The sequence below is a fragment of the Nocardia sp. NPDC004168 genome (assembly GCF_040610355.1).
GTDB lineage: Bacteria > Actinomycetota > Actinomycetes > Mycobacteriales > Mycobacteriaceae > Nocardia > Nocardia sichangensis.
Window position 1 is genome coordinate 374,999 of the sequence record NZ_JBEXME010000005.1, and the last position, 13,450, is coordinate 388,448.

Annotated in this window: 11 protein-coding genes and 5 pseudogenes; 10 read left to right on the forward strand and 6 right to left on the reverse strand. The window is 66.1% G+C overall.

Annotated features, from left to right (window positions below; genetic code table 11):
- The first annotated feature begins 14 nt into the window (after nucleotides 1–14).
- Both ABZW96_RS13585 and ABZW96_RS13590 read left to right on the forward strand, forming a co-directional pair.
- Nucleotides 15–1,808, forward strand: coding sequence for an HEXXH motif domain-containing protein (locus ABZW96_RS13585; RefSeq protein ID WP_355074334.1), 1,794 nt, complete (start codon nucleotides 15–17; stop codon nucleotides 1,806–1,808).
- A gap of 22 nt (nucleotides 1,809–1,830) precedes the next feature.
- Nucleotides 1,831–3,066 carry an FxsB family cyclophane-forming radical SAM/SPASM peptide maturase gene (locus ABZW96_RS13590; protein ID WP_355074336.1) on the forward strand — a complete coding sequence of 412 codons (1,236 nt, stop codon included), beginning with the start codon at nucleotides 1,831–1,833 and terminating at the stop codon, nucleotides 3,064–3,066.
- 102 nt (nucleotides 3,067–3,168) lie between these two features.
- Here the strand turns inward: ABZW96_RS13590 and ABZW96_RS13595 are convergent, their stop codons facing one another.
- The gene (locus ABZW96_RS13595) at nucleotides 3,169–3,564 is read right to left on the reverse strand and encodes a transposase (protein WP_355074448.1); all 396 of its coding nucleotides are present in this window, start codon (nucleotides 3,562–3,564) and stop codon (nucleotides 3,169–3,171) included.
- Nucleotides 3,565–3,602: 38 nt separating this feature from the next.
- Complete coding sequence (locus ABZW96_RS13600; protein WP_355074338.1) at nucleotides 3,603–5,192, reverse strand: MFS transporter; 1,590 nt, start codon at nucleotides 5,190–5,192, stop codon at nucleotides 3,603–3,605.
- Between the two features lie 113 nt (nucleotides 5,193–5,305).
- Between ABZW96_RS13600 and ABZW96_RS13605 the strand changes: the two genes are divergently transcribed.
- Nucleotides 5,306–5,983: a TetR/AcrR family transcriptional regulator gene (locus ABZW96_RS13605; protein ID WP_355074339.1), complete on the forward strand. Its 678-nt coding sequence runs from the start codon at nucleotides 5,306–5,308 to the stop codon at nucleotides 5,981–5,983.
- 154 nt (nucleotides 5,984–6,137) lie between these two features.
- On the opposite strand, the gene ABZW96_RS13610 is transcribed toward ABZW96_RS13605, so the two are convergent.
- Nucleotides 6,138–6,287 (reverse strand): hypothetical protein, encoded by a 150-nt coding sequence (locus tag ABZW96_RS13610; protein ID WP_355074340.1) that lies wholly within the window; start codon nucleotides 6,285–6,287, stop codon nucleotides 6,138–6,140.
- Between the two features lie 14 nt (nucleotides 6,288–6,301).
- Nucleotides 6,302–7,405, reverse strand: coding sequence for a bifunctional 3-(3-hydroxy-phenyl)propionate/3-hydroxycinnamic acid hydroxylase (locus ABZW96_RS13615; protein WP_355074341.1), 1,104 nt, complete (start codon nucleotides 7,403–7,405; stop codon nucleotides 6,302–6,304).
- A 74-nt stretch (nucleotides 7,406–7,479) separates the two neighbouring features.
- On the opposite strand from ABZW96_RS13615, the pseudogene ABZW96_RS13620 reads away from it, so the two are divergent.
- From ABZW96_RS13620 to ABZW96_RS13650, 7 genes and pseudogenes are all read left to right on the forward strand, one after another.
- Nucleotides 7,480–7,869 (forward strand): annotated as a pseudogene (locus tag ABZW96_RS13620) (AMP-binding protein); the annotation flags it as partial.
- A pseudogene (locus ABZW96_RS13625) lies at nucleotides 7,850–7,960 on the forward strand (fumarylacetoacetase); the annotation flags it as partial. The pseudogenes ABZW96_RS13620 and ABZW96_RS13625, both read left to right, overlap by 20 nt.
- A gap of 33 nt (nucleotides 7,961–7,993) precedes the next feature.
- Nucleotides 7,994–8,239, forward strand: a pseudogene (locus tag ABZW96_RS13630) (AMP-binding protein); the annotation flags it as partial.
- 80 nt (nucleotides 8,240–8,319) lie between these two features.
- Nucleotides 8,320–8,652, forward strand: a complete 333-nt coding sequence (locus tag ABZW96_RS13635) for a hypothetical protein (protein WP_355074343.1) — start codon at nucleotides 8,320–8,322, stop codon at nucleotides 8,650–8,652.
- Nucleotides 8,653–8,961: pseudogene (locus ABZW96_RS13640) on the forward strand (fumarylacetoacetate hydrolase family protein); the annotation flags it as partial.
- A 473-nt stretch (nucleotides 8,962–9,434) separates the two neighbouring features.
- Nucleotides 9,435–9,749 (forward strand): annotated as a pseudogene (locus tag ABZW96_RS13645) (toll/interleukin-1 receptor domain-containing protein); the annotation flags it as partial.
- Nucleotides 9,750–10,289: 540 nt separating this feature from the next.
- Nucleotides 10,290–12,191 carry a WD40 repeat domain-containing protein gene (locus ABZW96_RS13650; RefSeq protein ID WP_355074450.1) on the forward strand — a complete coding sequence of 634 codons (1,902 nt, stop codon included), beginning with the start codon at nucleotides 10,290–10,292 and terminating at the stop codon, nucleotides 12,189–12,191.
- A gap of 112 nt (nucleotides 12,192–12,303) precedes the next feature.
- On the opposite strand, the gene ABZW96_RS13655 is transcribed toward ABZW96_RS13650, so the two are convergent.
- On the reverse strand, nucleotides 12,304–12,507 hold the full coding sequence (locus ABZW96_RS13655; RefSeq protein ID WP_355074344.1) for a hypothetical protein: 204 nt from the start codon (nucleotides 12,505–12,507) through the stop codon (nucleotides 12,304–12,306).
- Between the two features lie 480 nt (nucleotides 12,508–12,987).
- Nucleotides 12,988–13,383 carry a hypothetical protein gene (locus tag ABZW96_RS13660; RefSeq protein ID WP_355074345.1) on the reverse strand — a complete coding sequence of 132 codons (396 nt, stop codon included), beginning with the start codon at nucleotides 13,381–13,383 and terminating at the stop codon, nucleotides 12,988–12,990.
- Nucleotides 13,384–13,450: the final 67 nt, after the last annotated feature.

Here is a 13,450-nt window from a genome sequence, read left to right on the forward strand (position 1 = left end):
ACAGGAGTGCAACCATGTCCGCCCCGACCATCGGTATCGACCATGCAGCGGCCGAGCTGTTCACCGGTTACGGCACGGAGGCAGCCGTCGTCCGGATGACTTCGGACATGCTGACCATACGACTCGTACTACTACGCGCGCTCATCACCGAAGTCACCGCTCACCACCCGGAAATCGACGACGCCGCCGGCCTTTCCGATGCCTATCGGGTCCTCACCGAGCTGGAGGAGTCACATCCTGGCGCGGTCGAGGCACTGCTGGCCTACCCGCACACCGGGGTGTGGCTCGGCCGCGTGCTCCAGCGCTTGCGCAACGGCTCGGACGATCGGGAACCAACTCCGTTGTGGGCCGACTGCGGCTACCTCGGCTGGTTGGCGGCGGCCGCCGTGGTCACCAATCTGCCCAGCGGATCGATGCGGGTTGTCGTACGCAACGGCGAAGTCATGCTGCCCGGGGTCGGGATGGCGCGGGTTGGATCCGCGGGCGACTACGGCCACTGCATGCTGAACTGGGGGGATGGCGCGATACGCATCGTCGCTGACGGCAGCGCCCCGATCTCGGTGGCGTCGCCTGCGGACGAGTCCGACCCGGCGTGGCTGCCGCTGCGGCGGTTGCACGGCGGAAACGGCGAACCGGAGGTCGTCCTCGATGATCTCGACCCGTTCCGCGACCTGCCCTCGGGTACGGCACCGCGGCTGACGACCGACGAATTCCGCACTTGGCGAGAGGATTTCGCGCAGGCCTGGCACGTCCTGCAACGAGACTTCCCCGGCTATCTGACGCCGATGCGTGCCTGCCTGCGGCTACTGACGCCGCTCACCGCGCGACCGGTGGCGGCGACCGTCGGCCACACCGCCTTCAGCGGGACCGGCTGTGTGTACACCACAGCCCCGAAGGACTCCTGTGAAATGGCGGTGTCGCTGATTCACGAAATCCAGCACAGCAAACTCGCCATGCTCGCCGATCAGGTGCTGATCGTGGATCTCGACCCGACGTGTCGCTTCTACGCGCCGTGGCGCGATGATCCACGGCCGATCCTCGGTCTGCTGCACGGGATCTACGCCTTCTTCGGGGTCACCGACTTCTGGCGGGTACACCGGCATGCCGATTGCCACCGATCGATGCGTGCGCACATCGAATTCGAGCGCGGGCGTACACAACTGGCGACCGCGATGGAGCAGGCATCCGGTTCTGGCCTGCTGACCGAGAGTGGAGAGGAGTTCCTGAGCGCGCTGACCGCAGGCGTCCGGCCGTGGGCCGACGAGGACGTGCCGGCGGAGGCTCGCGACGCGGTGGCCGAGATTCTGGTGGCACATCGCACTTCTTGGCAGGTGCGCAATCGTACATCCGACGACGCCGAGCTGGCCGAGCTGGCGGAGCTGTGGGTCGCGCGAGCGGAACCTCCCGCGGAACTGCCGTCCATACGGTACGTGGATCAGGAGACGATCCCGGATCGCCACCGCGATCTGCATATTCCGGTACGGCTGAGGATGCACGACCCGGCCGCCGCTTCGAGCGTCGCCCCCGCGGAACTGCCCCGCGGCACTCGCGCCTACCTGGCCGGCGAGCCTGCCGAGGCCGTCGAGTTGTACGCCCTGGATCTGCGCGTCGACCCGCTGCTCCCGCAGCTCTGGGCTGGTCTGGCCTCGAGCCTGCCGGAACTGTTTCCCGACACCGACTTCGGCGTTCTCAACGATCGGGCCGAGGTGGCGGCGCGCCTGTACCAGCGGCTGCTGTCCGACGGCACCGAGACCGACGTCGTCGAGCTGGTGCGGTGGTTGTCCGACCGCCCACGCACCGATATCTGAAACCAGGAATCGAGAGCACACAATGGAACCGACATCGGTGGCACTGGGGCTGCCCACAGTGCGGAAGTCATGGCCCGAGACGGGACTCGACGTGGCCGAATTGCAGCGCAACGGATTCGAGCCGCTTCCGTTTACGGAGTTTCTCCTCAAGATTCACAGTCGATGCAATCTGGCGTGCGATTACTGCTACATCTACGAAATGGCCGACCAGAGTTGGCGGGAGCAGCCGAAGGCGATGCGCCGGGAGGTTTTCGACGACGCCCTGCGAACAATCGCCGATCACGTTCGCAGGTTCGGCCCACCCGCGGTGAGTCTCGTCTTCTTCGGCGGCGAACCGCTCATGGCGGGTCATGCCGATCTCGAGTATTTCGCATCGCAGGCGCGGGCGGCGCTGGAGCCGATTACCGCTGTCAACCTCGCTCTGCAGACCAACGGCGTGCTGCTCGACGACGAGTTCCTCAGGATCTGCGACGACTGGGACATCGGCATCACCGTCAGTCTCGACGGCGATGAGCGCAGTCACGACCGCCATCGCCGGGACCGCCGCGGCGCGGGCAGCTACTCCCGGGTCGCTGCCGCCCTCGAGAAATTGACGGTCGGCGATCGGCGGCATCTGCTCAACGGTCTGCTCTGCGTCATCGACCTCGCAAACGACCCCTTGCAGGCCTACGAAGGATTACTCGCGTTTCAGCCCCCGAAAGTCAATTTCGAGATTCCACTGGGCAATTGGACGACGCCGCCGCCTGGGTTATCCGCAGATCCCGGAGCCACTCCGTATGCGGACTGGCTGATCCCGATCTTCGACCGCTGGTATGGCGCGCCGCAATTGGACACGCGGATCCGAATGTTCGAGAACATCATGGACCTGATACTGGGCGGGACCGTGGAATCAGAGGTATGGGGCCTCGGCCCCACCCGCATAGCGGTGATCGAAACCGACGGAAGTGTAGCGCAGATCGACGACTTGAAGGCGACCTTCTCGGGTGCGACCAAACTGCCTTCCGGCCAACGCAATCCGCTCGACCAGGCGATGCTGGTACCCGAGATCGTGGCGCGCCAGATCGGCGCGGACGCGCTCAGCGACACCTGCCGCGCCTGCTCGATACACACCGTGTGCGGCGGTGGTCACTACGTCACGCGATACCGTGCGGGCGACGGCTTCCGTAATCCCTCGGTGTATTGCGCCGACCTGGCCAAATTGATTCGCCACATCGAATCGCGAATGCGCGCCGACGTCGCCACGGCACTCCACGGGTGACCACTGCCAGGGCGCATGGATCATCGTCGGAGGCTGGGTGCGAGCGTCACGCAGACCTTGCCGAACGTCTGGAAACCGCGCCGGTCACACCCACGGATACGCTCATCCGCTGGGTGCGCGACCACGGTCGACCAGGGCCTGCCGCTTCCAGCGGTACAGGGTGGCCTCGGTGACTCCTGGGGCGCGGGCGAGGTCGGCAACCCGACGACCTTCATCTGTGACACATCGCGATGCGCTGCTCGTGCCCGACGACAGCCAATCCAACGCGTCGGACCACCCGACCCGACCGAGCCGAAGCGCTGGACGGCACCAACCGGGGCTGGGGTTCGCCGGACACGCTGATCGCCGCACTTCACCGCCACCATCCTGGTCACCGACACCCGACCTGAGGTCGTTCCACGTCGCCGGATCGGAGATCGACACATGCAATCCCCGACAGCTGTGAGAACCGATTACAGAGACGCCCTCTCCACCGACAGCGCAAGCGTGGGCACGCATCTGCGTGCCCACGCTGTGCGGTTGGAGCGCAGACCCCGTCAGCCGACCGTGATCTCTTCCTTGACCGCACTCGAAGCGGCGACGGACCCCTTCTTGCGCCCGCCGGGCAGCAGTGCGGCGACGGCGAGGGTGCCGACCGCCAGCACGATCGCCGCGATCAGGCTGGTGTGTGACACGGCGTGGGCGAAGGCGGCATCGGCGGCGGACACCAACTGGGCTGCCTGTTGGTGCATCCCGGCTTCGTCGAGCCGCTGGGCCACAACGAGCGCGCCGCCGATGGAGTCCTGTACCGCGCCGGCGGCTTCCGCGGGCATGCGGCCGGTGACGATCGGTGCGATCTCGTCGCCGTAGGCGGTGCCGAGAAGTGAGCCGAGGATCGCGATGCCGAGCGTGCCGCCCAGTTCCACCGAGGTGTCGTTCACCGCGCCACCCACGCCGAGCAGCCGTTCCGGGAAGGCATCCATGATCGTGTCGGTGGCCGGGGAGACACTCAGTCCGATAGCCAGGCCCATCAGCACCAGTGGCCCGGCGAACGCCGAGTAGCCGGACTCGGCGTCGACCTGGGTCAACGCCGCCAAGGCGAGGATGCCGAGCAGCATGCCCGCCACCACCATCGCCCGAAGCCCGAGGCGCGGCGTCAGCACGCCGGTGATCGCCGAGCCGACGAAGACCGCGCCCGCCAGCGGCAGCAGCCGCACGCCGGTGGCGAGGGCGTCGTATCCGAGCACGAACTGCAGATGCTGCGTGACGTAGTAGATCGCGCCGAATGCGGCCAGGAAGAACAGCAGCACAGCGAGATTCGCACCCGCGAACGCACGATCGCGGAATTTGCGGATATCGAGCATCGGGTTGGGATGCCGCAGTTCCCAGGCGATGAACCCCGCCGCGGCGAAGGCGGCCACCACACCGGCGAGCACCGCGGAGGTGTGCCAGCCGTTGCGCGGACCTTCGATGATCATGTACACCAGCGCCGCGACCGCAACGACCGACAGTGCGCCGCCCATGAGGTCCAATCGCTGTGTCGTGTGCGCCCGCGACGGCGGGACCACTATCAGCGCCGCGACTATCGATATGACCGCGATGGGAACGTTGATCAGGAAGGTCGACGCCCAGCCGTGGTCGGTGAGCAGCCAGCCCGCTACCAACGGACCGACCGCGATCGCGAGGCCGGTGGTAGCGGTCCAGATCGTGATGGCCACGGCGCGTTCCCGCTTCGGGAAGGTCGCCACGAGCAAAGACAACGTCGCGGGCATGATCATCGCCGCCCCGGTCCCCATGATCGCCCGCGCGGCGATCACCCAGTCGGCGCTGTCGACGGTCGAGCCCAGCACCGCGCCGGCCGCGAAGACGGCCAGACCCAGGATCAGCATGCCGCGGCGGCTGTACTTGTCGCCGATCGCACCCATGAGCAGCATCAAGGCGGCATACGGGATGGTGTAGGCGTCGACGACCCACTGCAGGTCCTGGCTGGACAAACCTAGGTCGAGGGTCATATCGGGAGCGGCCACGATCAGCGACGTATTCGTCATGACACCGATCAGCACGCTCAGGCACAACACGGCGAGCGCGGCCCAGCGGCGGCTGTATACGGCACCCGGTTCCACCGGTGAGGTGACTAGCAGAGACACATCCGTTCCTCTCACTATCTGCACACCATTGTGCATTTGCACATTGCTGTGCAATGTATAGAATTTGCACAACGATGCGCAACTATGGAAGGCTTCGACGTGAAGGGACTCACATGACAGCGACCAGGAGCACGACTTCCTCGACGACCCCGGGCACACGAGCGCGGGCCAATCGGAAGCGGATCCTCGATATCGCGGCAGCCGAACTGGCCCGCAATCCCGCGGCGAGCATGGAGGAGATCGCCTCGGCCGCAGGCGTCGTGCGCAGAACTCTCTACGGCCACTTCCCGACCAGGGAGGCACTGATCGACGGCCTCCTCGACCTGGCGTCAGAGGACATCGCACACACGCTGCGCTCGCTCGACCCGGACGAGCCGGTGACGGTGACCTCGGCCCGGTGCACGATCGCCCTCTGGCGGGTCGGCGACAAATACCGCCTGCTGTTCAAGCTGACCGAGACGAACCTGGGCGCGCGGATCGAGGAGCGGCTGTCGCCTGTGCACGAGCACGGCGCGGCCATGCTGCGCCACGGCCAGCAGCTCGGCGTGTACTCCGATCACCTCCCCGCCCAAGCGCTGTCCCGCGCGCTCGCCGGGCTGGTTCTGGCACTGCTCGAGGCGCGCACCGACGGAAGCTGGACCGAGGCCGACCCCGACGTGGCCGCTGCCCGCGCCTGCCTGGTCGCACTCGGCGTGCCACCGGGACAGGCGGGCGAAATCGCCGTCATCGCAGCCGGTTTGGAGAACGCTCACTCGTCATCGGCGCCTGATGTCGCTGATGACGTGCGGTAGAGCATCGACCGACTCCGAAATCACCGCACGGCTGGATCGCGAATCGAACGGGTCGATATCGCCGCCGATGCGCTAGACACCGAGCAAGGTTTCGGCGCAACGAGCGGCATCGGGCACTGATCAGAGTGCGGCGCGAGGCGGTGGAAACCGGTGGCTACTTCGAGGATGACGAAAGCGTGATCGGACGACGCTCGGCGAGCCCTAGACCACAGTTGTATGGATCCACGATGGCGGCGACCTGTGACAACCCCTTCAGTCCGGACATCACCTGCTCGATCTGGCCGGTCACCTGCTGCTCGGTCACCTTGGCCGCGACGTTCAGCTCGCACGTGTCCGCGGAATACTCGGCGCGAACCGCGGGAGCGACGCGCACAGAGCAGGCAGGCTTCCCCGGCAGCTCTGCACGATGCCGTCCGGCCGGACCAGGAGCGCGCTCACGTGGCCGCGGCGAATCCAGCGGCACAGATCCGTATGCGGCTCGGGGCGCAGCACGACACCGCCGCGTTGTTTCACGATCGCCTGATCACCTGGCGATAATTCGGCCGTGGTGATGATGGCGTATCGCCCTATAACGACGTCGTCCACGCGCCGCCCATCGGCCAAGCGGTCGTTCGGGACGAGCCGGCCGGTCAGACCTCTACGCATCCGCGGCGCCTCCACCAGCGAGGAACGGCGGAGGGGCGGGGACTCTCCGCTGGTGACCATGCCGGTGAGGCCGGGCACGACGCGCAGTCGCGGTGCGATGAGGTTACGCAGGCGGTTACCCAGTTCTCCGCCTTCGGTCATCGTCAGGCCGGTGAACTTGGCCAGCCGTATCATAGCCCGTGGGTGTGGTTTTCGTTCGGCTTCGTAGGTATCGAGCACCCCCTCGGACAGCTCACCGCGCAGCACTCCGGCCAACTTCCAGCTGAGGTTGGCGGCATCACGCAAACCCGCACCCATCCCCTGCCCGATGAATGGCGGGGTGAGATGGGCGGCGTCCCCGAGCAGGAACACTCGCCCACTGCGCCACCGGTCGGCGAGCTGAGCACGAAAGGTGTACTCCGCGACCCGCACCAGTTCGGATCGCTCGTAGGCTGCTTCGTCGAGCCACGGGGCGAGCAACGGCCGAAGCTGGAGGAGATCCCGATAGTCGGTCGCGGTCTCAGCCGGGTGCAATCGGAATTCCCACCGGTATCGAGTTCTTCCGACGCGCATGAAGGTGGCCGCTCGCGACGGATCGCAGATCTGTTGTACGCCCTCCCAATGACCCAGGTCGGCCGTCGTGGCAATGTCGGCCACCAGCCACCGCTGGTCGAATCGCAGATCCTGCATGCGTCCGCCGATCGCACCGCGCACCAGACTGTTCGCCCCGTCGCAACCCAGGACGTACCGCGCTCGAACGGACTCGGCCCTCCCGGTGGTCCTGTCGTCGAAATCCACTTCGACGCAGCCGATTCTCGGACATGCCCGTGCTCGTCGCGACCGGTGACATATCCGGCGAACAGGCTCGGGCCATTGATCATCAGCACACCGATCTGCCCCGCTATGCCGGTCCGGAAGACTTGGCGGTGATCGAATCCGTGCCGCTCGCGGCGCGCGGCTTGCCGGAATCGACCTATGCCCTGCTCGTCCGCGCGGCGACGCTTTGGCCGGAACACAACGCATTCACCGTGCTTCCGGACGCGGCGCGCTGGCGAGAGCCGTTGCGACGCAGCTACGGCGAACTGCTCGCCGACGTCCACCGGTACGCGAACCTGCTGCACGAATTGGGCGTGCGCCGCACCGACGCGGTCGCGCTCATCGCTCCCAATTGCGCGCAGTTGATACCGGCCACCCTCGCCGCGCAGGCGGCGGGTATCGCCGCGCCGATCAATGGCGGCCTGTCGCATGAGCAAGTATCTGAAGGATGGCGACACCGTCGAGGCCGTGATCGGCACCGACGATGGAGCGATCGACCTGGGCCGCCAGCGCACGGTCGTGAGGTACGCCCGATGACCGACAATTCGACCCTCGAGACCTCCGCCGAGGAACTTCTCTGGGCTGGACGAGGACGCGGTGATGTTCGCGGCACTTCCGCTGTTTCACGTCAACGCGTTGGTCGTAACCCTGCTCGCACCGCTGTTCCGCGGCCAGTCCGTAGTGTGGACGGGTCCACTCGGATACCGGGACTTCGCCCTCTATGCGGAGTTCTGGAATATCGTGGCGCACTGCCGGATTGCCGCGATGAGCGCGGTACCGACGGTGTACGCGGTGTTGGCACAGTGCCCGGTCGACTATTGGCGTGACCCCGACGGCTTCAGGCTCTATCCGCGCGCTTCTGCAACGCCGATCAGATCGAAAGCAGCACACCCACAATGAGACTCGCCAACCTCGACGGCCGGGCCACCATCGTCACCGACGACGGCGTCATCGACATCGCTCACGCCTCCGGCGGCGCGCTGCCCAGCGACCTCGACCACGCGATCGCGAACCTCGACCGGATCCGTGTGTGGTTCGACACCACACGTCCGAAAGCCGATGCGAGCCTGACTCGCGCCGATCTGCTCGCCCAACTCGAACGCCTCGGGCCACCGGTTGTCCGCCCATACCAGATCTTCGCCGTCGGACTGAACTACGCCGGACACGGCGCCGAGACCGGTCTGGCCGTGCCGACCCAACCGCTGGTGTTCACGAAGTTCACCTCCTAGATCACCGGTCCGGCCGACGACATCGCGCTGCCGACCGACACCTGTGACTGGGAAGTCGAACTCGTCGCGGTGATCGGCCGCGGTGGCCGCGACATCCCCGCCGTCTCCGCGCTCGATCACCTCGCCGGGCTCTGCGGGGGCCAGGACATCTCCGAACGGACCGCGCAGATGGCCGGCAGCCCACCGCAATTCAGCCTCGCCAAGAGTTACAGGGGATTCAGCCCCATCGGACCCTGGCTGACCACCATCGACGAGATTCCGGACCTCACCGACCTGGCCATCGAAACCGTGCTCAACCCGAACCCGACGCATCACTGGCAGCATCACCACCCTGCTCTTCAGTCGGTTCGGCAGATCGCTGCAGGACCTTATCTCCGGCGGGCGCCTGGTCTTCCACTCCTTCGCCGCGCTGGCCGAATTCATCCGCGAGCTGATCATCGACGGCACCGAGTAGGGCTTGGCCCGCCGCACGGACCCACCGGCAACACCACCGGCGATTACCGCCGAACAGATCCACCAGGCCCGTGCCAGGCGGAGGAGACCGTCTCCTCGGTCCCGAAAACTGATCGGCGTATCGCGAGCGATGATCTACAACTACCTGCGCGGATTCAACAGCTACAACTCAGTGGCCGATTTGCCGCGTCATTCGCCGATAATCAGTTCCGAGATGCTGTTCCATCGGATTGCTTCTGCGCTTCGACCGACGTTGCCCGTGAAGCCGGTGTAGGGGCTTTCAGCAGTCTTTGGCACCGGCACGGGTTTGGGTGCGCCATGCTGGTGCGGTGGCCGATTCGCGGAGCAGACAATACGACTACAACGCGTTCATTTCCTACAGCCACGGCGAAGACCGGGTGGTTGCGACCGCGGTACAGCAGGGTCTGCACCGTTTGGCCCGGCGCTGGTACACATTACGTGCGTTGCGGGTATTCCGAGACGACACGAGTCTGCCCGCGAACGCAGACCTGTGGGCCACCCTCGAACTCGCGATCCGGAAGTCCGAGTTCTTCATTCTGCTGGCCTCCCCGCAGGCCGCCGCGTCCAAGGGGGTGCGGCGGGAGGTGGAGTTCTGGAAGCAGATCGGCACGCCGGAGAAATTCCTGATAGTCGTAGCCGCCGGTGAGATCCACTGGGACGAGCGGCTCGGCGACTTCGATCGATCGCGCACCACGGCGCTACCACCGCAGCTCGACGGATGGTTCCGCGGTGAGCCGCTGTGGGTCGACCTGCGCGACCTCGATTCCCGTCGGCTCACGTTGCGCAACAGTCCATTTCGGTCCGCGATATGCAAACTGGCCGCACCCGTGCACGACAGGAGCCCGGACGACCTCGACAGTGCGGATCGCAGAGGGTTGAGGCTGCGCCGAGCGGCCCTCGTCATCGTCGTTTTTTCGACCGTGGCGACGGTAGTGGCTGTGGTCTTCGCGGGACAGCAGCTGCTGGAAGCCAGAAACCAGGGCGATATTGCGCTTTCGCGTCGGCTCGCGGCGGATGCCGCGGGGGTTCGACCGACGCAGCAGAACCTCGCCAGGCAGTTGAACATTCTGGCCTACCGGTACGCGCCGACCTCCCAAGCGTGGTCCGGACTGCTGGCCGCGGTCGCCACCCCACAGGAGACCTACCTCGGTTTCACCGATTCCGTGGCGGCGATCAATTCCGGCCGGATGCTGCTGGCTACCGCAGGCGAGTCACAAACCGTCACACTGTGGGATCTGACCGCTGCGGACAGGTCCAACGCGTTGAGCAGGCTGGCCCTTCGATTCACCTATTCGGTGACTTTCAGCCCGGACGGCCGGCTGCTGGCCACCGGCAGTCTCGACGGCACCGTTGGTCTGTGGGACATTACGAATCCGGCCGACCCAATTGCTGTCGCGCAGTTCGTCGGCCCGCCTGTCGTATCACTTCGATTCAGTCCAGACGGCCGCACATTGGCGGTCGGCGGGCAGATCCGGCGCGAGGGCTGGCGGGTTGACCTATGGTCGATCGCTGATCCCGCGCATCCGAGCCGGGCCGGCAGCATCACCGACGGTGTATCCGGTGTTCTGTCGATCCCCTTCAGCCCGGATGGGCGGCTGCTGGCCGTCGAAGCTCCCGACGGCGCGATCCGCCTGTGGAACGTGGCCGACCCCCTCTCCCCGGCGCCGGGCGCGGTTCTGTCAGGCCGTCCGGAAGGAGTGTGCGTCGCGGATTTCGGACCGGATGGACGGTCCCTGGTGGCTGGCGGTAACGACGGCCGGGTGGCGGTATGGAATTTCGCGGGTCCTGCCGCCCCTGCGATAGTGAAGAAGCACGAGAGTCCTGTATGCACTGCGGTCTTCAGTCGCGATGGTCACCACTTGGTCACCGCGAGCCGCGACAGCGCCAGATTGTGGAACACCGCGGACCTGGCGAGGATTCATATCGAGAAGGTTCTGGACGACGGCGTGAACATGGTGTCAGGGGCCGTTTTCACCGCCGACGGCCGCGATGTCGTGACCGCTTCCTTCGGCGGGCGGGTCCGTACCTGGCGTCTTTACGGCCCCGCGCTCACCGATCTGACGGACCAGGCCGCCGCGATCGCGGTGCGTCCGGACGGACGGCTGCTGGCATCCGGCAGCAGCCAAGAGGTGGTGCTCCGGGATCTCGTCGATGTCGACCGACCAGTGGTGACCGCCGTCCTGCCTGTTGCTACCGGCGTGGCACTGGCGTTCAGCCCTGATGGGCGCACGTTGGCCGTCGGCGGCTACGACACCTCCGTGTTCCTCTGGGATGTAGGCGATCCGGCTGCCCCGGTGCAAGTCGGGACCGTGAACATACGCAACAGTATGACCGGGCTCAGTGCAGCGCTGTCGTTCGACCCAACAGGTACCGAACTGGCGATTGGCGTACCCGACGGACTCGAGATCTTCGATGTCGGTGACAGAACCCATCCGGTGCCCTTGGGCACGCTCGACAGCGAGTTCCGAATAAGCCGGGTGGAGGCCGTCGAACGGGGTTTGATTCTCATCGCCGGTGGCGACGGCAGCATGTCGATCGTAGACGCCACCGACCCGCGAACTCCCCGGATCGTCGCCACGTACCCGGACAAGAAGAACCGGGTCTCCGCGACGACCCTCAGCCGCGACGGTCGTGTGCTTGTATTCGGCGACGAGGACGGCCGAATACGGGTATTCGATCTGACACATCCGGACAAGGCGCGGCTGACCGCATCCATCGGCAGCCCGTCAGGTCTCTCGACGTATGCCATTGGCCTGTCCTCGGACGCGACCGTGCTCGCAGTGGGCGACAATCGTTCGGTTCGACTGTTCGACCTGCGCGACCGCTCCGCACCGCAGGAACTGTTCGCCTGGTCCCTACCCGCCGAGCTGTCCGTCCACCTGCGCGTGCTTCGGTTCGACGAGCGCGGACGGGTGCACGCCCAATACGACGATCACCCACCTATATCGTGGGACACCACGCCAGACGAACTCATCCCCCGCATCTGCGCGCAGGTCAGCGGGCCGCTCTGGGAAGGCGACTGGGGACTCTACCTACACGGCCGTCCCTATCGGCCGCCCTGCTGAACACGCCCGAACACCGGGTGACCGTAAAACACCGAACCGCCGTTGTCGCGGAGCAGTTCCCATCGAATGCCGGACTGGCCGCCGCCTCGAAACGGTGGCGCGACTCGATGCGTCATCCGTTCTCGGTCACGGTGGTGTCGGGGTGACGGCGGCTGGTGTCAGGCTTGACGAAATGTCCAGTAATTGCTGAGCGGTCGCGCCGGCTGTCCCCGTCGTGAGGCTCATCCTCACCGAGGGTGGTCTTCGGGTTCTCCGCTGCGGTCTCCTCGCTCACGTATTCGCCGGTATCGGCGGAGCGGTAGCTCTTCTCGGCCACGTGAACCTCCTTGATCGTGTTGTCGAAGCCGTTGTCGAGGCACTATGTCGTGTCCTTCACCGAATAGCACCACCGCGCCGCTGTAAACGGCCGGCCCCCTCGTCTCGGCACCCGGTACCAAAGGCCTCCACACCAGAAACTCGCTGCGACCAGCTGCGACTCACCAGCACACGCTAGACGTGCTGAGCCGAATACCGCAGACACGCATTGATTCTGAAGGTCAGTGCTGCCAAACTTGCTGGAGGCGCCTCCGGTACACCTCGATCGGCGTGGTGGCATCGTGTACACGGCCGGAGCCTGGTGATCGGACCGGCTCGCACGACGAGCGCAGTGGGCGGCCGCGCCCTCAAACCTATCTCGCCCGGTTCGTCCACCTCATCGCCAAAGGCCGCGATGCGTCCGCCAGGGCACTCGGTCGTCGCGTGCCCAAGCCTGCCGATGGACTCGGAGGACCGAATGCGGTTCCTAGCGATGGGGGCCTTACCGGTCCTGCGCGCGGCCACCGATCCCGGCGTCTGATCGCTGCGTTTGCCGCACGAACGTGGGATGGGTTTCGGCGCTCGGGCGAGCGCGTTGCGCGACGGAACTCGCCGCGGAGTTCCGCTGGTCGGTCGCGCTGCGAAGCGCTCGGACGTGCTGCCGGTGGGCCAGCCGGAGACCCCAGACGCTCAGCGAACCGGCGAGACTGATGTAAAGAACATAGGCGGGGAGGACCAGCGAGCCGTAGTCGCGTGACCAACTCCGAGCCGGTAGCAGCGCGGCGAACCCGGCGCCGAGCAGCACGATGCCCAGAACCAGTGCGGGCGGTCCGAGCGGGAGAATATCGTCGGATGCGTGCTCGGTATTCGGCGAGAGAGAATTCTCGGCGCTGTTCATCGCCGAGTGGGCATCGTTGGCGGCCGGAGTATCCGATCGTGACGATGGTTCTTCGGTCGGAATGAAC